The organism is Kitasatospora sp. NPDC015120, from assembly GCF_043080305.1.
GTDB lineage: Bacteria > Actinomycetota > Actinomycetes > Streptomycetales > Streptomycetaceae > Kitasatospora.
On the sequence record NZ_JBIBVJ010000004.1, the window covers coordinates 239,536 to 257,658 of the forward strand.

Consider the following 18,123-nt stretch of genomic DNA (forward strand, 5'->3'; position numbering starts at 1 on the left):
GAACCCCCTGTGACCACCACCGCACCCCGCCGCACCGCCGTGCGCGGCGGACTCGTCGTCACCGCCACCGAGGAACTGCACGCCGACGTCCTCATCGAGGGCGAGCGGATCGCCGCCCTCGCCGCCACCGGCAGCGACGCCGCCCTCTCCTGGAGCGCCGACACCGTCATCGACGCGACCGGCCACTACGTCGTCCCGGGCGGCGTCGACGTCCACACCCACATGGAGCTGCCGTTCGGCGGCACCCACGCCTCGGACACCTTCGAGACCGGCACCCGCGCCGCCGCCTGGGGCGGCACCACCACCATCGTCGACTTCGCCGTCCAACCCGTCGGCGGCAGCCTGCGCGAGGGACTGGACGCCTGGCACGCCAAGGCCGAGGGCGCCTGCGCGATCGACTACGCCTTCCACACCATCGTCTCCGACGTCACCGACGCCGTCCTCAAGGAGATGGACACCCTCGTCGACTCCGGCGAGTCCACCTCCTTCAAGCTGTTCATGGCCTACCCCGGCGTGTTCTACAGCGACGACGGACGCATCCTGCGCGCCATGCAGCGCGCCGCCGCCAACGGCGGGCTGATCATGATGCACGCCGAGAACGGCATCGCCATCGACGTCCTCGTCGAACAGGCCCTCGCCGCCGGCCGCACCGCGCCCCGCCACCACGGCGAGGTCCGCCGCGAACTGCTGGAGGCCGAGGCCACCCACCGGGCGATCAGGCTCGCCCAGGTCGCGGGCAGCCCGCTCTACGTCGTCCACGTCTCCGCCGCCTCCGCCCTCGCCGAACTCGCCCGCGCCCGCGACGACGGCCACCCCGTCTTCGGCGAGACCTGCCCGCAGTACCTCTTCCTGTCCACCGACAACCTCGCCGAGGAGGGCGAGGACGGCTTCGAGGGCGCCAAGTACGTGTGCAGCACCCCGCTGCGCCCCCGCGAGCACCAGGCGGCGCTCTGGCGGGGCCTGCGCACCAACGACCTCCAGGTGGTCTCCACCGACCACTGCCCGTTCTGCTTCACCGGCCAGAAGGAGCTCGGCCGCGGCGACTTCTCGAAGATCCCCAACGGCCTGCCGGGCGTGGAGAACCGGATGGACCTGCTCCACCAGGCCGTCGTCGACGGACGGATCGGCCGCCGCCGCTGGATCGAACTCGCCTGCACCACGCCGGCCCGGATGTTCGGCCTGCACCCGCGCAAGGGCACCCTCGCCCCCGGCGCCGACGCCGACGTGGTCGTCTACGACCCCACCGCCGTGCAGACCGTCTCCGCCGCCACCCACCACATGAACGTCGACTACTCGGCGTACGAGGGGCGCACCCTCACCGGCCGCGCCCGCACCGTGCTGTCCCGGGGCACCGTCGTCCTGGACCGCGGCACCTGGCTCGGCCGGGCCGGCCACGGCACCTTCCTGCGCCGCGACACCTGTCAGTACCTCGGCTGAGCCCGCCCCTTCCGCCGCCTCCCCGCCCCTGCCCTCCCACCCCTGCCTCCCCGCCCCTCCCGGAGCCCACCATGGACATCGGCCTCGTGCTGCAGACCGACCCGCCCGCCCGCCTGCTCGTCGAGCGCATGGTCCGCGCCGAGCGGGCCGGCTTCAGCCACGGCTGGACCTTCGACTCCTGCGTGCTGTGGCAGGAGCCCTTCGTCATCTACAGCCGCATCCTCGCCGAGACCAGCACCCTCACCGTCGGCCCGATGGTCACCAACCCCTCCACCCGCACCTGGGAGGTCACCGCCTCCCTGTTCGCCACCCTCAACGACATGTACGGAAACCGCACCGTGTGCGGCATCGGCCGCGGCGACTCCGCCATGCGCGTCGCCGGCCGCGAGCCCGCCACCCTGGAGCGGCTCTCCCGCGCCATGCACGCCATCAAGGAACTGGCCGAGGGGCGCACCGCCGAGGTCGACGGCACCGAACTGCGCCTGCCCTGGGTCGGCGAGGGCGCCGCCCTGCCGGTCTGGATGGGCGCCTACGGCCCCAAGGCCCTCGCCCTGACCGGCCGCCAGGCCGACGGCTTCATCCTCCAGCTCGCCGACCCCTTCCTCACCGAGTACATGGTCAAGGCCGTCCGCCGCGCCGCCGCCGACGCCGGCCGCGACCCCGACGCGCTCACCATCTGCGTCGCCGCCCCGGCCTACGTCACCGCCGACGACTCCCCGGCCGCCCTCGCCCACGCCCGCGAACAGTGCCGCTGGTTCGGCGGCATGGTCGGCAACCACGTCGCCGACCTGGTGCGCCACTACGGCGAGCACTCCGGGCTCGTCCCCGACGCCCTCACCGCCTACATCAAGGACCGTCAGGGCTACGACTACAGCCACCACGGCCGCGCCGGGAACCCCGACACCGCCTTCGTCCCCGACGAGATCGTCGACCGCTTCTGCCTCATCGGCCCCAGCGCCGCCCACCTCGCCCGCCTCGACCAACTCCGCGCCCTCGGCGTCGACCAGTTCGCCGTCTACGCCATGCACGACGCCGTCGAACCCACCATCGACGCCTACGGCACCTCCGTCATCCCCCACCTGCCGGCCGCCCGCTGACCCCCCCGGCGGCGCCCCGGCGAGGGTCACACGGACCGGCCGGCTCCGTGTTCACGGGAACCAGGGCGACCACCCGCCCACGACAGCGGGCCCGTGGGAGAGTCGGGGCAGCGGCAGGCACACAGGCAAGGAGGGCCCGGTGACGCCACCGGAACGGCAGGTCCACGGTCGTCGGCAGCTGTACGGCTCGCCCTGGGTCGAGCTGTGGCTCGACGACGTGGACGTTCCCGGCACCGGCCGGAGCGAGCACCACGTCGTCCGCATGCCCCGCGCCTCCACCACGGCGGTCGTCACCGACGAGGACGGGCGCTTCCTGCTGATCCACCGCCACCGCTTCATCACCGGCCGGTGGGGCTGGGAGGTCCCGGCCGGCTGGGCCGATCCCGGGGAGGAACCGGCCGCCGCCGTCGCCCGCGAGGTGGAGGAGGAGACCGGCTGGCGGCCCGGGAAGGTCGTGCCGATGACGGAGTACGACGCCATGCCCGGCCTCGGCGACGCCCGCTTCCGCAGCTACCACGTCACGGGCTGCACCCGGGTCGGCGAACCGCAGGACATCTCCGAGGCGGCCAGGGTGGAGTGGCTGCCGCAGGCCGAGGTGGTCGGGCTGCTGGTCGGCGGCGGGGTGCCCGACGGCCCGTCGCACGCGGCGCTCTGCTACTACCTGGGGCCCTACCGCCTCGCCCGCGAGGGCCGGTGATCCGGCCGGCGGTTCCCGGGGTCAGGTGAGTGCGGAGGCCGGCAGGGCGGCCGTTGCGGCGAGCGGGGGCTCGTCGGGTGCGGCGGCGGGGTCGTGCCGGGCGGAGAGGACCGCGACGGCGATCGGAGGACGGCCGGGGGCGTGGCGAGGCCGACGTCGTTGGTGGTGCCGTGGCCCCGGTGCCGGTCCTCTCCGCGACGGCCCGGTCCTCGGGCAGGCCGGCGCGCAGGCGGTGGGCGCCCGTCGTGGTGTGCAGCAGCCAGCCGGTCAGGCGGCGGCCGGCGGCGTCGAGGGCGGTCCCGAAGGCGGGGCGGGCGTAGTCGCGGGCGAGGACCCCCAGCCGTGCCCCGTGCGCCCGCTCCAGGGCCCGCAGCCGGCCGGTGAGGCCGCGTGCGTCCGTGTCCGTGCCCGCGCCCCGGGCGAAGGCCCGGCCCGCGGTGGGGAGGGCGGCCGCCGGAGCGGTCGCGGCGGCGCCGCCGAGGAGCCGGCGCCGGCCGCGGCTCACCGCTGTCCGGGCCCGCCGGGCCGTTCGGCGATGCGGTCGATGCGGGTGAGGACGGCGGCGGCGCCGTCCTCCTTCGCCAGGGCGTCGGCGAGGAGCCGGGCGCGGGTGCGGTGGCGGGGGTCGTCGAGGGCCCGGCGGATGGCGGCGGCGAGCCGGGCGGGGGTGAGGCGGGCGAGGGGGACCGGGCCGGGGGAGGTGCCGAGGCGGGTGAGGCGGTCGGACCAGAAGGGGGCGTCGAGCTGGGCGGGGACGGGCACGGTGGGGGTGCCGGCGCGCAGGGTCGCGGCGGTGGTGCCGGCGCCCGCGTGGTGGACGGTGACGGAGGTGCGGGGGAAGAGCCAGTCGTGCGGGGCGTCGCCGATGGTGAGGACGTCGTCGGCGCCGTCGGGTGCGGCGAGGCCGCTCCAGCCGGACTGGACGACGGCGCGGACCCGGGCGGTGCGGACGGCGGCGAGGAGGGTGGCGCTGAGGCGTTCGGGGTCGGGGACGACGAGGCTGCCGAAGCCGAGGTAGACGGGCGGCGGTCCGGCGGCCAGGAAGTCGAGGAGGCGCTGCGGCGGCTGCCAGCCGGGGTCGGGGTGCGGCCACCAGTAGCCGGCGACCTCGTGGGACGGGCGCCAGTCGGCGGGGCGCGGGACGACGTGACGCGAATAGCCGTTCAGGATCGGGTGGTTGCCGAGGTCGCGGGTCATGGGGCGCGGGGGCAGGCCGAGTCGGCGCCGCAGCGCGCGCACCGCCGGGGCGGCGAAGCGGTCGGCGGCGGCCTGGACGGCCCGGCCCGCGAGCAGGTTGCCGGGGCCGCCGAGTGAGCGGGCGCCGATGACGGGCGGGGCGAACGCCCGGGTGGGGAGGAGGGGTTGGAGGGTGAGGGTGATGCTGGGGATGCCGGCGGCCTCGGCGACCACCTCGCCCAGATGGGCCGTGGTGCTGGTGGTGAGCAGGAGGTCGGCGCCGGGTTCGGCCGCGGCGGCGATGCCGGAGCCGAGGGCGGGCAGGAACGAGCCGGCCATCCGGGCCAGTCGGACGAGGCCGAGCGGCCCGGTCCCGGTGCGCAGGAGCTGCTGGCCGCGGGCGGAGGCGAGTTCGGTGCGCGGGTCGACGGGCAGCGGGCGGAATTCCAGACCGGCGGCGCGCACGGAGTCGGCGAAGGCGGTGTGGGCGGCGAGGGCCACCTGATGGCCGGCCGCGCTCAGGCGGGCGCCGAGTCCGGTGAAGGGTGCGACGTCGCCCCGGGAGCCGGCGGTGGCGATCAGGATGCGCATGGCCGCAGTATCGCGGGGTAGCCGAGGGCGCGGAAGGGCGCCGCGCCGACCGTTCCCGCTGCCCGGGCGGGAACCGCCGGACGGCGGCGCGGCGTCCTTTCCGGCAGTACGGCGTGCACGGCGCCGCCGTACGGTGCGAAGGGCGGGAGGACACGGATGAGCTTCGTCGCATGGATCGTGCTGGGCCTGGTGGCCGGAGCCCTGGCCAAACTGCTGCTGCCGGGCCGGGACCCGGGCGGCCTGGTGGTGACCACCCTGATCGGCATCGCCGGTTCGTTCGTCGGCGGCTGGCTCTCCGCGAAGATCCTGCACCGCCCGGTGACGGCCCACTTCTTCGACCTGGCGACCTGGGGGGCCGCGATCGGCGGCGCCCTGGTGCTGCTGATCCTCTACCGGCTCGTGTTCGGGCACTCCCGGAGCTGAGCGCGGGCGCGCCGGACGGCCGGGCCGGGGGCGCCTCGGGACGCGGGGGAGCGGGGTGGGCACGGGGCCTCGGCCGTCAGTCGCTCACCCGGCTCCGGTTCTCGTACGCCAGGTCGAGGTACTCGGGGTGCCTGGCCATCCACGCCTTGATGAACGGGCACGTCGCCAGCACCGCCAGCCCCCGGGCCCGCGCGTCGTCCAGCGCCGCCCGCGCGAGCGTCCCCCCGATGCCCTGCCCCTCGTAGGCCGGCTCGACCACCGTGTGCGGGTACACCACCAGCTCGTCGCTGCGCAGGTACTCGGCGAACCCGGCCAGGGTGTCGCCCACCCGCGCCTCGAACCGGCGGGCCTGCTCGGCATCACGGATCGTGACCGTCATCGTGGCTCCCTCACTGCTGTGTCGGCACGGAGCCGCGGCCGGCGGCCCCGGTCCATCATCGGGCGGCGGGCGCCTCCCCGCCCGTCGGGCCGCCTCCGCCCGGCGCGGCGTCCCGGCGGCCGCCGGGTGCGCGCAGCAGGTGCGCCCGCGCCGGTGGAACGTTCCGCCACGCCGTCCGGCCCCCCAGCCCGTACTCCCGGTCGAACCGCCGCAGCAACCGCACGACCGCCCGGTGCTGCGCCCCCCGGCGCGGCCCGGACGTCAGCAGCCGCGCCGCCGACGTCCCCAGGTAGGAGAAGTAGGTCAGCTCGCCGCCGGGCACCAGCAGCCTCAGGTAGAGGTCGAGAATGCGCTGGACCTCCGCCGGTGCGAAGTTGGTGAACGGCAGGCCCGACACGATCACGTCGTACCGCTCGGCGGCCGGCCCGGCCCCGCCGTCGCCCCCTCGCCCGCCCGACTCCGCCGCGCGGGCCTCCGGAAGGTCCTGCACCCGGCACTCCGACACCCGAAGCCCCAGCTCCGGCCCGCGCCGCGCCAACTCCGGATCCGCACGCAGCCGTTGGGCGAACCGGGGGTTGGCCTCCACCGCGTGCAGCCGGTCGCCCGCCCGCAGCACCCGCACCAGCCGGCGCGTCACCGCCCCGGTGCCGGCGCCCACCTCCAGCACCGAGATCGGCCGGTCGGGGCGGCTCGTCGCGGGGACCACCAGCGCGTTCACCAGATCCGCCCCGCTCGGCGCCACCGCGCCCGTCAGGCGGAAGGTGCGCAGCGCCTCGGAGAGGAAGAACCAGCCCTCGCCGCCGCCGTCCCCGTCCGCCCGGGGCCCGCCCGGAACGACGGGCGGGGCGTCCGGGCGGACGGCACCGGAGGGCGTGGGGGAGTCGGGGCCCGGAGCGGGGCCGGGGCCGGGGGCGGGGTCCGGGCGGAGCTGATCGGTCGTCATGACACCGAAGCTAGAGACGCCCCGGCCGCCCCGGATCGGCCGACCGACCGCCCGCACCCCCGACGAAAGTCGAGGGTGCCACCGGCCGATCGTCAGGGGCCACGGCCCGCCGCCGCGTCGTAGCATCAGGGCCCTGGAACCGCCGAGGAGGGAGGAGCCGGATGGCCGCCGATCAGCTGACCCGCACGCCCCGTCCGGCCCGTTCGTCCCCGTCGTCCCGCCTGCCTCGCCTGCTTCGCCTGCCTCTTCCGTCCCTTCCGTCCCGTCCGCCGCAGGAGCCGCGGCCCGGGCGCGCCGCGCTGTTCGGCTGGTACGCCCCCGGCCGCAACCGGCTGACCGAGACCCTGCTGCTGGTGACCGTCCTCGCGCTCGTCGCCGAGGAGATCGTCTTCCAGTGGCTCGACCACGACCTGCCGCTGCGCCCGCTGCGGATCGTCGGCGCGGCCCTCGCCCCGCTCTCCCTGCTGCTCACCCGCCGCCACCCGGTCGCCGCCGCGGTGCTGCCCGTCCTCGTCAGCGGACTGCTCAACCGCGCCTTCCCCGGCCTGTTCAGCGTCTTCCACCTGGCCGCGACGGGCCGCATCGGGCCGGCCTTCGCCGCCGGGGCCGCGATGGCGGCGCTCAGCGCGGTCCGGGCCGACTCCGTGCTCGACTGGGTCGGCATCACCGGCTCCCAACTCCTCGTCGACACCGCCGCCGTCTGCCTCGGCCTGTGGCTGCACGGCCGCCGCGTGCTGATCCGCACCCTGCACGGCAAGGTCGACGCGCTGCGCCGCGAACGCGAGCTGCGTGCCGAGCAGGCCCGCGCGGCCGAACGGGCCCGGATCGCCCGTGAGATGCACGACGTCCTCGCCCACCGGCTGAGTCTCCTGGTGCTGCACACCGGCGTGCTGCGCGACCAGGCCCGCGCCGGCACCGTGGCGGACGACCCCGAGCGCCTCGCCCACCGCCTCGAACTGCTCCGGGCGACGGCCGCCCGGTCGCTCGACGACCTGCGGGACGTCCTCGGCGCGCTCCGCGCCGACCCGCCGGAGCAGCCGGACCAGCCCGATCCGTCCGACCCGCCCGACCTGCCGGCCCGGCGCGGCTCACCGGCTCCGTCCGTCCGCCCGTCCGCCGCCGCCCGGCCCGACCCCGCGCGGAGCGCCGACGACGGCGACGCACCGCCCGACCGGCGCCCGGACCCCAGGCCCGTCGCCGCGCCCGCGCTGCGCGACCTCGCCGAGCTGGTCGGCGAGGCCACCGACGTGGGACAGCGCGTCGAACTCGCCCTCACCGGAGACCCGGAGAGCATTCCGACCACCCACCGGCTGGCCGTTCACCGCGTCGTCCAGGAGGCGCTGACCAACGCCCGCAAGTACGCGCACACCGCGCAGGTCACGGTCCGCGTCCAGTACGGCGCGCCCGCGACGACCGTCGAGGTGCACAACGGCGCGGGCGACCCGGCGCCCTCCGGTGCCTGTACGGGCGGCGGCTACGGTCTGGTCGGGCTCGGTGAACGGATCGGCGCGCTGGGCGGGCACTTCGACGCGGGCCCCGACGGCAGCGGCGGCTTCCGCCTGGCCGCCCGCCTCCCCGCCCCGCCCCGGCCTCCGGTCCGTCCGCCCGCCCGTCCGCCCGCCCGTCCGCCCGCCCGGACTCCCCCCGGGCCCGCACCCGGCCCCGGCGCCGTCCCGGCCGACCCGCCCCCGGTACCGCCCCTGCCCCCGGTACCGCCCCCGCCCGCGACGCCGGCTCCGGCTCCGCGTCCGGGCCCGAATCCACCGAGCGAGGCGACGTGATCCGCACGATGGTCGTCGACGACGACGCGCTGGTCCGGCTCGGGCTCGTCGACCTGCTCGCCCAGGACCCCGAGCTCACGGTCGTCGCCGAGGCCGCCGACGGCCTGGAGGCCGTCGAACTCGCCGGACGGCACCGCATCGACGTCGCGCTGATGGACATCCGGATGCCCCGGCTCGACGGCATCGCCGCGACCCGCCGACTGCGCGAGCTTCCCGACGCCCCGCGGGTCATCGCGCTCACCACCTTCGACCTCGACGAGTACGTCTACCGGGCCCTCGCCGCGGGCGCCGACGGCTTCCTGCTCAAGGACACCCCGCCCGCCGAGATCGCCCGCGCCGTCCATGTCGTGGCAGGCGGACAGGGCATGCTCCACCCGGCCGCCGCCCGCCGGCTCATCGACCGCTACCACCGCACCGGCGCACCGCGTGCGGTCGACGCCCGGGCCCGGCTGGCCGCGCTCACCCCGCGCGAGACCGATGTGCTGCGCGAACTCGCCGTCGGCCGTTCCAACGCCGAGATCGCGCTCGCCCTCGGCATGCGCGAGAGCACCGTCAAGGCGCATGTCAGCCGGATCCTCACCGGACTGGGCGTCGGCAACCGCGTCCAGGCGGCGCTGCTCGCCCGGGACGCGGGGGTGGTCGACGATCCGGCCTGACCGACCGTCGCCCGCCACGAGGGCCCCCGGCCCTCGCCGTTGCCCGCTCCGCCCGGGTTCCTCCGCACCCGCCCCGGTCGAGGAGGAATCATCCCGTTCCGGCGGCGTCCGCTCCGCGCCACGCGGTACTCGCCACCGGCCCGCCATCACCCATCTGGCTTGGAAAAGGCGCGCCTTGGCGCCCCGCGCTGCCGAACCCCCGCCCCGGGTCCATGGTGGAAGTGGCGCGATCCGGCGACCGCGCCCGCGCGCAGGGCAGGATCCGTACGCCGTGCGCCGACCGCGGCCCGCGGCCGCGCGCCGGGGCGGATCCCGGTCCCGGCACGCTGGGAGCAGGGCCACCTCGCAGGAAACCGAACGGTTCTTCTAGGCTCACATCTCGGCTTCCCTGCAGTGGCGCGCTGTTCTGCGCCCGCCGCGAGGGAAGCCGCCGTCCACGGAGGCCCCGGGACGATCGGGGCCACCGGATCGAGCGAGGAGGACGTACATGCCACAGACGCCGCCCAGCCGTTCCAGCGCACTTGGACCGGAGGGCCCCCGCCGCTGTCCCGCCGTCGCGGCCGGAGCCGTCCGCCCGGCACCCCGGTCCGGCCGGCCCGCCCGGCCGCTCTATACCGGCGGCGGCCGCGGAGGCGAGCGTTGAGTCCTCAAGCCGTCCGCCCGTCCGCCGCCCCGGCGGCCCCCGCGACCGCCGCCGTTGCCGCCGCCACCACCCAGGGCGCCGCTCAGGGCGCCACCGCCGGCACGCTCACCGCAGCGCCGGCAGCGTCCCCGGCCCCCGTGCCGTCCGCCGGCCCCGCCGGCCCCGCCGCGGCGGCAGTCGCGGCAGTCGCGGGCGCCACTGCGGTCACCGCGGCCGAACCGTCCGGGGCCCCCGGCGCCGCCCCCGTCGCGGCCGTGCCCGGCACCACCAGGACCGCAGGCACCGTCCGAACCGCCCTCGCCCCGGCCGCCCCCGCCTCCGCCGCCGCACCACCCACCGCGGCGGCCCCCCACGCTCCGGCCGTCCCCGACAGCGAGGGCCAGTCCGGCCCCACCGCCGCGCTCCCCGGTCTGCCCCAGGCCCTCACCACCCGGGCCCGCACCCTCGCCGGAGCCGTCCGCAGGCGCTGCGCGGACCTGGCCAGGATCGAGTCCCCCAGCGGCGACGCCCCCCGACTCGACGCCCTCGCCGAGGAATTGTCGGCCGGCTTCCGCGCCACCGGGGCCACCGTCCAACGCGAGCCCGGTCCGGCCGGCGACCACCTGGTCCTCCAGTGGGACGGCCGGGACGAGAGCCTGCCGCACCTGCTCGTGGTCGGCCACCACGACACCGTCTGGCCGGCCGGCATCCTCGCCGACTGGCCGGTCACCGAACGCGACGGCACCCTCAGCGGGCCCGGCGTGGTCGACATGAAGGGCGGACTCGCCATCCTCGAAGGCGCGTTCGCCCTCCTCGCCGACCTCGGCCAACGCCCGCACCGCACCGTCCGCCTGGTCGTGGTCTCCGACGAGGAGGTCGGCAGCCCGGACGGCCGGCGTCTCGTCGAGCGCCAACTGCGCGGGGCCGCCGCCGTCCTGGGCCTGGAACCCCCGCACCCGGACGGCCGGCTCAAGACCGCCCGCCGCGGTTCCACCCGGGTCCGGCTCACCGTCACCGGCCGTGAGGCGCACGCGGGCAACGACGCCGCCGAGGGGGTCTCGGCGGTCGACGAACTCGTCGACCAACTGGTGGCCGTCCGCGGACTGGTCAGCCTGCCCGGCACCGAGCTCAACGCGGGCCGGATCAGCGGCGGCAGCCGGGCCAACGTGGTCGCCGGCCGGGCCGAGGCCGAACTCGGCCTGCGCTTCGCCACCACCGAGGCGCAACGCCGGACCCTCGACAACCTCGCCCGGCTGACCGCGCTCCGGCCCGGCGCGCGGGTCCGCACCGAGGTGCTGTCGAGCAGGCCGGCCTGGCCCGAACGCTCCGCCAATCCGTTGCTGCGCCACGTCCGGTCCCTCGCGGCGGTCCTGGGGCAGCAGCTGGACGGCGGTCCGGCGGGCGGCGCGGGCGACACCAACCTGCCGGGTTCCCGCGGACTGCCCACGCTCGACGGCTTCGGCGCCGTCGGCGGGGGTGCGCACGCCCGGCACGAGCATATTCGGATCGACCAGCTGGCACCGCGGATCGCCCTGCTGGCGGCGCTCCTGGCCGTCCCGCTCCCCCGGCTGCGCGACCGCTCGGAGGGCTGAGCGGGACAGCGCGGGTGGGTCGTGACGGTGGGCGGTGGATCCCGGGATCCACCGCCCACCGTCCGTCGGCGCCCGCGAGCAGCGGCCGGAGCCCGGTCACCGCGGGCACGGGCGCGTCCCCGCGCACGGCCCGGGCTGCCGGCAGGGCGCGAGCGGTGCGCGGACGGCGGCGCCGGGGTCGGCGAGCGCTGCGGCGGTGAGGTGCAGGACGTCACCGGGGCTCCGGTGCCGCCTACCCGAGCCCGGCGGCGTCGGCGAGGATCGCCCGCAGGCGCGCCAGGCACTCCGCGACGAAGGCCGGATAGGTGTGCCAGTAGTACGAGATCCCGCTGACGCCGACCACGATCGCCCAGGCGCGGGCGCGGGTCCAGATGGCCTCGTCGAGGTCCAGCGCGTCCCGGTAGGCCCGGCGCGCCTCGGGCGGCAGGTCCCAGACGGTCGAGTGTTCGGCGTCCGGGTGGCCGACCGACAGGCAGCCGAAGTCGATGACCGCCCGCAGCCCGCCGTCCCGGACCAGCAGGTTGGTGGGCTTGAGGTCGCCGTGGAGCCAGACGTGCGGCCCGGCCGGATCCGGCAGCGCGAGCCCGGCCCGCCACAGCCGCTCCAGCGTGTCGACGTCGAGCCCGCCGCCCCCGTCGGGGAGCTCCGTGCCGGGACCCGCCAGCGCACGGCAGTCCGCCAGGCACCGGGTGCCCCACTCGACGCAGTCCCGCAGGGAACCGCCGCGGTACCAGCCGAGGTCGCCCGCGCGGACCGCGCCCATCAGGTCCAGGCCGTGCAGCTCCCGGACGAACGCCGCGAGGTCACGGCCGAGCCCGGCCCAGTCCCGGACGCTCGCCGGCCCGGCCTCCGCGCCGTCGATCCAGCGGTGGACCGACCAGGCGAGCGGGAAGGCCGTGGTGGGAGCGCCGCTGTGGACGGGGGTGGGGACGGTGGTCCGGCCCAGCAGCGGGCCCAGCCGCGGGAGCCACTCCTGCTCCTTCCGCACCGACCGTGCGGCGTCCGGGGTGCGCGGCAGCCGGACGAGCAGCTCGTCGCCCAGCCGGTACATGGTGTTGTCCGTGCCCGCGCCCGCCGGTGCCAGGGCGAGGCCGGCCCACTCCGGCCGCTGCGCCCGCAACAGGGAGCGGACCAGCTCCTCGTCGGCCGCGATCTCGTCCGCGTGCAGTGTCATGCCGGGAAGTCTCGCGCCGCGGCCGGGCCCGGGCCACCGGTTTTCCGCCCGCACGGCCGGACCCCGGAGCCCCGACCGCGCGGCCGGAGCCGAAGGGGCCGGACCCCCGCGGCCCGCGCCCCCGAACGCAGGGCCCGCCACCGGCGGTGCTCCCTTGTCAGCCGCCCCCTCGCCGCGCACAATAGTACCGACCGAACGGTTGGTCGGTTGCCGCCGCCGGGTGCCCGACAGGCCCGCGGGGACGGAGTCAGCGAAAGGGGACCGTGGTGACAGCAGAGGTGGCCGAGCGGCCCGGGGCGTCGCCCGAGGAGACGTTCGAGGCCGTCATCGCCGCGGAGCAGCGGATCGAGCCCCGCGACTGGATGCCCGACGCCTACCGGGCCACCCTGGTCCGCCAGATCGCCCAGCACGCGCATTCCGAGATCATCGGCATGCAGCCCGAGGGCAACTGGCTCACTCGCGCCCCGTCCCTGCGCCGCAAGGCGATCCTCCTCGCCAAGGCCCAGGACGAGGCCGGCCACGGCCTGTACCTGTACGCCGCCGCCGAGACCCTCGGGGTGGACCGCGCCGAGCTCACCGAGAAGCTGATCACCGGCCGCCAGAAGTACTCGTCGATCTTCAACTACCCGACCCTCACCTTCGCCGACGTCGGGGTGATCGGCTGGCTGGTCGACGGCGCCGCGATCTGCAACCAGGTCCCGCTCTGCCGCTGCAGCTACGGCCCGTACGCGCGTGCGATGGTCCGGATCTGCAAGGAGGAGTCGTTCCACCAGCGCCAGGGCTACGAGCTGCTGATGACGATGATGCGCGGCACCGACGCCCAGCGCCGGATGGTCCAGGACGCGGTGGACCGCTGGTGGTGGCCCTCGCTGATGATGTTCGGCCCCCCGGACGCCGACTCGCCGAACACCGCCCGCTCGACGGCCTGGCGGATCAAGCGGCACACCAACGACGAACTGCGGCAGCGCTTCGTCGACATGACCGTCCCGCAGGCCGAGCACCTCGGCGTCACGCTCCCCGACCCGGAGCTGCGCCGGAACGAGGAGCGCGGCGGCTGGGACTTCGGCGAGCCGGACTGGTCGGAGCTGACCCGGGTGATCCACGGCCAGGGCCCGTGCAACGCCCAGCGGATGGAACGCCGCCGGGCCGCGCACGAGGACGGCGCGTGGGTGCGCGAGGCGGCCACGGCGTACGCGGCGAAGCGCCGCGCCGAGGCCGGCGCGGGGACGGAAGCGGCACGGCACGCGGTGCGGAACACGGCACAGCACGCGGAACAGGAGAACGGGAAGTGACCGAGTCCAAGGCCGGCTGGCCGCTCTACGAGGTGTTCGTGCGCCCCCGGCGCGGCCTGAACCACGTGCACGTCGGTTCGCTGCACGCCGCCGACGACCGGATGGCCCTGCTCGCCGCCCGCGACCTCTACACCCGCCGCAACGAGGGCGTCAGCCTCTGGGTGGTCCGCTCCGACGCGATCACCGCCTCCACCCCGGACGAGCGCGATCCCTTCTTCACGCCCAGCGGCGACAAGGTCTACCGCCACCCGACCTTCTACGACATCCCCGAGGATGTCCCGCACATCTGACCGGGAGCAGCCGAACCATGACCGACGACCACGTGTACCTGAGCCTCGCCGAGGCGTCCCCCGAGCCCGAGGGCGAGGGCCGCTGGGCGTACGGGACGGGCTTCGCCGACCCGCTGCTCGGCGTGGACACCGCCGTGCCGCCCGGCCTGGACGGCGCCGACCTCGCGGCCTACTGCCTGATGCTGGGCGACGACGCGCTCGTCCTCGCCCAGCGGCTGATCGAGTGGTGTACCCGCGCGCCGGAGCTGGAGGAGGAGGTCGCGCTCGCCAACCTCGGCCTCGACCTGCTCGGCCAGGCCCGTCAGCTGCTCACCCGGGCCGGGCAGGCGGACGGCTCCGGGCGCACCGAGGACGACCTCGCGTACTGGCGCGAGGAGCACGAGTTCCGCAACGTCCGCCTGGTCGAGGCGCCGAACGGGGACTTCGCGCACGCGATCGCCCGGCTGCTGCTGTTCGCCACCGCCCGCGGCGCGCTCTACGAGGCGCTGGCCGGGCACGCCGACCCGGTGCTGGCGGCGGTCGCGGCGCGCGGGGCGAAGGAGCTGGCGTACCACCGCGAGTACGCCACGGCGTGGACGCTGCGGCTCGGCGACGGCACGCCGTACTCGGCCGCGCGGATGCAGGCCGGGCTGGAGGCCGTGTGGCCGCTGCTGGAGGAGCTGTTCACCGCGCACCCGGTGGAGCTGCGGGCCGGGGTGGACCCCGGCACGCTGCGCGAGCCGGTGCTGCGCGCGGTGGCGGCGGTGTGCGCGGAGGCCGGGCTGACGGTGCCGCAGGTGCCGGGGCTGGCGGCCGTCGGCGGCCGGGCCGGCCGGGACGGGGTGCACACCGAGGCGCTCGGCCCGCTGCTGGCCGAGCTGCAGGTGCTGGCCCGCGCGCACCCCGGCGCGAGGTGGTGACGGCCGTGGCCGGGACGCGCGCACCGGGCGGGACGGCGGCCTGGGAGGTGGCGGCGGCCGTGCCGGACCCGGAGCTGCCGATGCTGACCCTGGCGGACCTGGGCGTGCTGGCCGAGGTCGCGCAGGACGGCGGCACCGTGACCGCGTGGCTCACCCCGACGTACTCGGGCTGCCCCGCGGTCGCCGAGATGGCCGCCGACGTGGACCGGCGGCTGCGCGCGGCCGGGTTCGCGGACGTCCGGGTCCGGCTGCGGCTCGACCCGCCCTGGTCGACCGACCTGATCACCCCCGAGGGCCGGCGCAAGCTCGCCGAGGCCGGCATCGCCCCGCCCCGGCCCGGTGCCGCCGCCGGCCGCGGCACCGGCGGCGGGAGCACCCCGCTGAGCCTCGGCCCGACCCGGCTCGCGGCCGCCGCCGGCGCTCCCGCCGCCGGCGCCGCCGCGCCCGTCGGCTGTCCGCTGTGCGGCGGCACCGACACCGAGGAGCTGTCCCGCTTCGGCTCCACCGCCTGCAAGGCGCTGTGGCGCTGCCGGGACTGCCGCGAGCCCTTCGAACGCGTCAAGGAGATCTGAATGGCCGCCCTCCCCTCCGCGGACCTTCCCGCCGCCCCGGCCGTCGAGCCGCCCGCCGTGCGCCCCGCCCGCCGCCCGTCCTTCCACGCGCTGCGGATCGCCGGCCTGGAACGGCTCTGCGAGGACGCCGTCGCGGTGACCTTCGCCGTACCGGACGGGCTCGCGGAGGCGTTCGCGTTCCGGCCGGGGCAGACGCTGACGCTGCGCAGGGTGGTGGACGGCGTCGACGAGCGCCGCTCGTACTCGATCTGCGCCCCCGTCGGCGGCCCGCTGCGGATCGCCGTGCGCGAGGTGCCGGGCGGGCTGTTCTCCCGCTGGCTGGTGCGCGAGGCCCGGTTGGGGGAGGAGGTGGAGGTGCTGACGCCGTCCGGCCTGTTCACCCCGGACCTCGCCGAACCCGCCGACCACGTGCTGCTGGCGGCCGGCTCCGGCATCACCCCGATGGTGTCGATCGCGGCCTCCGTGCTGGCCGCCGACCGCACCTCCACGGTCACCCTGCTCTACGGCAACCGGCGCAGCGACACCGTGATGTTCGCCGACGAGCTGGCCGACCTGAAGGACCGCTACCTGGGCCGCTTCCAGCTGGTCCACGTGCTCTCCCGGGAGACCAGGGACGCCGAACTGCTCAGCGGCCGGCTGGACCCGGAGCGGGTCGCGGCGCTGCTGGCGGCGCTGGTGGACACGGCGGCGGTCGGCCACTGGTGGCTCTGCGGGCCGTTCGGCATGGTCGCCGGGGCGAAGGAACTGCTCGCCGGGCTGGGCGTCCCGGCGGAGCGGGTGCACCAGGAGCTGTTCCACGCCGAGGACGAGCCGGTCGCCGGGCGCGCGGACGACACCCCGGCCGCCGACGCCGGCGGCGCGCACAGCGAGGTCACCGTCGTCCTGGACGGGCGCGGCAGCACCCTCACCCTCCCGTGCGACCGCTCCATCCTGGACGGCGCCCAGCGCTCCCGCCCCGACCTGCCGTTCGCCTGCAAGGGCGGGGTCTGCGGCACCTGCCGCGCCCTGGTGACCGAGGGCGAGGTGGAGATGCGGCGCAACTTCGCCCTGGAGGAGAAGGAGCTGGCGGCCGGCTACGTCCTCACCTGCCAGGCCCGCCCGGTGACGGACCGGGTGACGGTCGACTACGACCGCTGACCACCGGCCCGGCTACCCGGGCGCGACGGCCGGCACCGGCACGGCGGCCCCGGCCGGGGCGCCGGGTGCGCCCTCGGCGCCGGCCGGGGCGCCGAGCAGCGCGACGATCTCGTTGACCGCCGCGCGGCCGGCCCGGTTGGCACCGACGGTGCTGGCGGACGGCCCGTAGCCGACCAGGTGGACCCGGGGGTCGGCGGTGGCCCGGGTGCCGGTGAGGGCGATCCCGCCGCCGGGGGAGCGCAGGCCGAGCGGGGCGAGGTGGCCGACCTCGGGGCGGAACCCGGTGGCCCAGACGATCGCGTCGACGGCGAGCTCCTGGTCGCCCCAGGCGACACCGTGCTCGGTGAGCCGGTCGAACATCGGGCGGCGGTGCAGCGCGCCCAGCTCCTCGGCCCGGCGGAGGGCGACCGACGGGCCGAGCCCGGTCACGCTCACCACGCTGCGCACCGGCAGCCCCCGGCGGACCCGCTCCTCGACCTTGGCGACCACGGCGCGCCCGTACTCGGGGGTGAACGGTCCGTCGTGCAGGACGGGCGGGGTGCGGGTGACCCAGACGGTCTCGCCGACCGCCGCGACCTCGGACAGCACCTGGATCGCCGAGGCCCCGCCGCCGACCACCAGCACCCGCTTGCCGGTGAACTCCTCCGGGCCCCGGTAGGCGGCGTAGTGCAGCTGGCGCCCGGCGAAGCGGCCGGGGTAGTGGGGCAGGAAGGGGCGGGTCCAGGTGCCGGTGGCGTTGATCAGCGCCCGGGCGGACCAGGTGCCGGAGTCGGTGGTCACCAGCAGCCGGGCGTCCGGCCGGGCGGACGCGGAGCGCACCGCCAGCACCTTGACGGGGCGTACGACGGGGAGCGCGTGCTTCGCCTCGTACGCCGCGAAGTACCCCGGGACGACCGTGCGTGCGGGGGCCTGCGGGTCCGGTTCGGGGAGTTCGAAGTCGGGCAGGTCGTGGAAGCCGTGCACGGTGGCCATCCGCAGGGAGGGTGCGCGGTGCGCCCAGGCGCCGCCGGGGGCGCGGTCGGCGTCGAGGACGACGAAACCGCCGTCGGAGCCCGCGCGGTACGGCGCGAAGCCGCGGCGGCGCAGGTGGTAGGCGGCGGACAGGCCCGCCTGGCCTGCGCCGATCACCAGGACGTCGACCCGGCGGCCCGCGTCCGACGCGACACCCGACGTGGCACCCGAGGTGGTTGCACCGTAAACAGTCACGCCGGTGAAACATGTGGCGGGCGGGCGGTGTTTGCCCCCCCCCCCCCCCGGGGGGGGGGCCCCCCCGGGGGGGGGGGCCGGGGGGGGGGGGGGGCCCCCCCCCCGGCCGGGGGGGCCCCCCCACGGGCCCCCGACCCCCCCCCCCCGGCCCCGCAACCC

Annotated in this window: 17 protein-coding genes; 12 read left to right on the forward strand and 5 right to left on the reverse strand. The window is 76.9% G+C overall.

Annotated features, from left to right (window positions below):
* Positions 1-9 precede the first annotated feature (9 nt).
* The 3 genes from hydA (at position 10) to ACF1AK_RS12745 (ending at position 3,231) form a co-directional block, all read left to right on the forward strand.
* On the forward strand, positions 10-1,437 hold the full coding sequence (gene hydA, locus ACF1AK_RS12735) for a dihydropyrimidinase (RefSeq protein WP_391498801.1): 1,428 nt from the start codon (positions 10-12) through the stop codon (positions 1,435-1,437).
* A 71-nt stretch (positions 1,438-1,508) separates the two neighbouring features.
* A complete protein-coding gene (locus ACF1AK_RS12740; RefSeq protein WP_391498802.1) occupies positions 1,509-2,534 on the forward strand; it encodes a TIGR03842 family LLM class F420-dependent oxidoreductase in 1,026 nt (341 codons plus the stop codon).
* A gap of 139 nt (positions 2,535-2,673) precedes the next feature.
* On the forward strand, positions 2,674-3,231 hold the full coding sequence (locus ACF1AK_RS12745) for an NUDIX hydrolase (RefSeq protein ID WP_391498803.1): 558 nt from the start codon (positions 2,674-2,676) through the stop codon (positions 3,229-3,231).
* A gap of 501 nt (positions 3,232-3,732) precedes the next feature.
* Here the strand turns inward: ACF1AK_RS12745 and ACF1AK_RS12750 are convergent.
* Positions 3,733-4,998 carry a glycosyltransferase gene (locus ACF1AK_RS12750; RefSeq protein WP_391498804.1) on the reverse strand — a complete coding sequence of 422 codons (1,266 nt, stop codon included), beginning with the start codon at positions 4,996-4,998 and terminating at the stop codon, positions 3,733-3,735.
* 156 nt (positions 4,999-5,154) lie between these two features.
* Between ACF1AK_RS12750 and ACF1AK_RS12755 the strand changes: the two genes are divergently transcribed.
* Positions 5,155-5,421 (forward strand): GlsB/YeaQ/YmgE family stress response membrane protein, encoded by a 267-nt coding sequence (locus ACF1AK_RS12755; protein WP_391498805.1) that lies wholly within the window; start codon positions 5,155-5,157, stop codon positions 5,419-5,421.
* A 76-nt stretch (positions 5,422-5,497) separates the two neighbouring features.
* Here ACF1AK_RS12755 and ACF1AK_RS12760 read toward each other — a convergent pair whose 3' ends face one another.
* Positions 5,498-5,800, reverse strand: a complete 303-nt coding sequence (locus tag ACF1AK_RS12760) for a GNAT family N-acetyltransferase (RefSeq protein WP_391498806.1) — start codon at positions 5,798-5,800, stop codon at positions 5,498-5,500.
* A 55-nt stretch (positions 5,801-5,855) separates the two neighbouring features.
* Positions 5,856-6,743 (reverse strand): class I SAM-dependent methyltransferase, encoded by an 888-nt coding sequence (locus ACF1AK_RS12765; RefSeq protein WP_391498807.1) that lies wholly within the window; start codon positions 6,741-6,743, stop codon positions 5,856-5,858.
* Between the two features lie 161 nt (positions 6,744-6,904).
* Between ACF1AK_RS12765 and ACF1AK_RS12770 the strand changes: the two genes are divergently transcribed.
* From ACF1AK_RS12770 to ACF1AK_RS12780, 3 genes are all read left to right on the forward strand, one after another.
* On the forward strand, positions 6,905-8,524 hold the full coding sequence (locus ACF1AK_RS12770; protein ID WP_391498808.1) for a sensor histidine kinase: 1,620 nt from the start codon (positions 6,905-6,907) through the stop codon (positions 8,522-8,524).
* Complete coding sequence (locus tag ACF1AK_RS12775) at positions 8,521-9,180, forward strand: response regulator (RefSeq protein ID WP_391498809.1); 660 nt, start codon at positions 8,521-8,523, stop codon at positions 9,178-9,180. The genes ACF1AK_RS12770 and ACF1AK_RS12775 overlap by 4 nt, the downstream gene beginning before the upstream one ends.
* Before the next feature lie 639 nt (positions 9,181-9,819).
* The gene (locus tag ACF1AK_RS12780; protein WP_391498810.1) at positions 9,820-11,394 is read left to right on the forward strand and encodes a M20/M25/M40 family metallo-hydrolase; all 1,575 of its coding nucleotides are present in this window, start codon (positions 9,820-9,822) and stop codon (positions 11,392-11,394) included.
* Positions 11,395-11,626: 232 nt separating this feature from the next.
* Here the strand turns inward: ACF1AK_RS12780 and ACF1AK_RS12785 are convergent, their stop codons facing one another.
* Positions 11,627-12,568 (reverse strand): aminoglycoside phosphotransferase family protein, encoded by a 942-nt coding sequence (locus ACF1AK_RS12785; RefSeq protein ID WP_391498811.1) that lies wholly within the window; start codon positions 12,566-12,568, stop codon positions 11,627-11,629.
* Between the two features lie 266 nt (positions 12,569-12,834).
* On the opposite strand from ACF1AK_RS12785, the gene paaA reads away from it, so the two are divergent.
* Genes paaA through paaE form a run of 5 tightly spaced genes read left to right on the forward strand, consistent with a single transcriptional unit; the run spans position 12,835 to position 16,758 of the window.
* Positions 12,835-13,860, forward strand: a complete 1,026-nt coding sequence (paaA, locus tag ACF1AK_RS12790) for a 1,2-phenylacetyl-CoA epoxidase subunit PaaA (protein WP_391498812.1) — start codon at positions 12,835-12,837, stop codon at positions 13,858-13,860.
* Positions 13,857-14,150 carry a 1,2-phenylacetyl-CoA epoxidase subunit PaaB gene (gene paaB / locus ACF1AK_RS12795; protein WP_391498813.1) on the forward strand — a complete coding sequence of 98 codons (294 nt, stop codon included), beginning with the start codon at positions 13,857-13,859 and terminating at the stop codon, positions 14,148-14,150. Before paaA ends, paaB begins: the two co-directional genes overlap by 4 nt.
* 17 nt (positions 14,151-14,167) lie before the next feature.
* The gene (gene paaC, locus ACF1AK_RS12800; protein WP_391498814.1) at positions 14,168-15,049 is read left to right on the forward strand and encodes a 1,2-phenylacetyl-CoA epoxidase subunit PaaC; all 882 of its coding nucleotides are present in this window, start codon (positions 14,168-14,170) and stop codon (positions 15,047-15,049) included.
* On the forward strand, positions 15,043-15,621 hold the full coding sequence (gene paaD / locus ACF1AK_RS12805; protein ID WP_391498815.1) for a 1,2-phenylacetyl-CoA epoxidase subunit PaaD: 579 nt from the start codon (positions 15,043-15,045) through the stop codon (positions 15,619-15,621). Before paaC ends, paaD begins: the two co-directional genes overlap by 7 nt.
* Positions 15,622-16,758, forward strand: coding sequence for a 1,2-phenylacetyl-CoA epoxidase subunit PaaE (paaE, locus tag ACF1AK_RS12810; RefSeq protein ID WP_391498816.1), 1,137 nt, complete (start codon positions 15,622-15,624; stop codon positions 16,756-16,758). It abuts the gene before it with no gap.
* Between the two features lie 12 nt (positions 16,759-16,770).
* On the opposite strand, the gene ACF1AK_RS12815 is transcribed toward paaE, so the two are convergent.
* Positions 16,771-17,964, reverse strand: coding sequence for an NAD(P)-binding domain-containing protein (locus ACF1AK_RS12815; RefSeq protein WP_391498817.1), 1,194 nt, complete (start codon positions 17,962-17,964; stop codon positions 16,771-16,773).
* Positions 17,965-18,123: the final 159 nt, after the last annotated feature.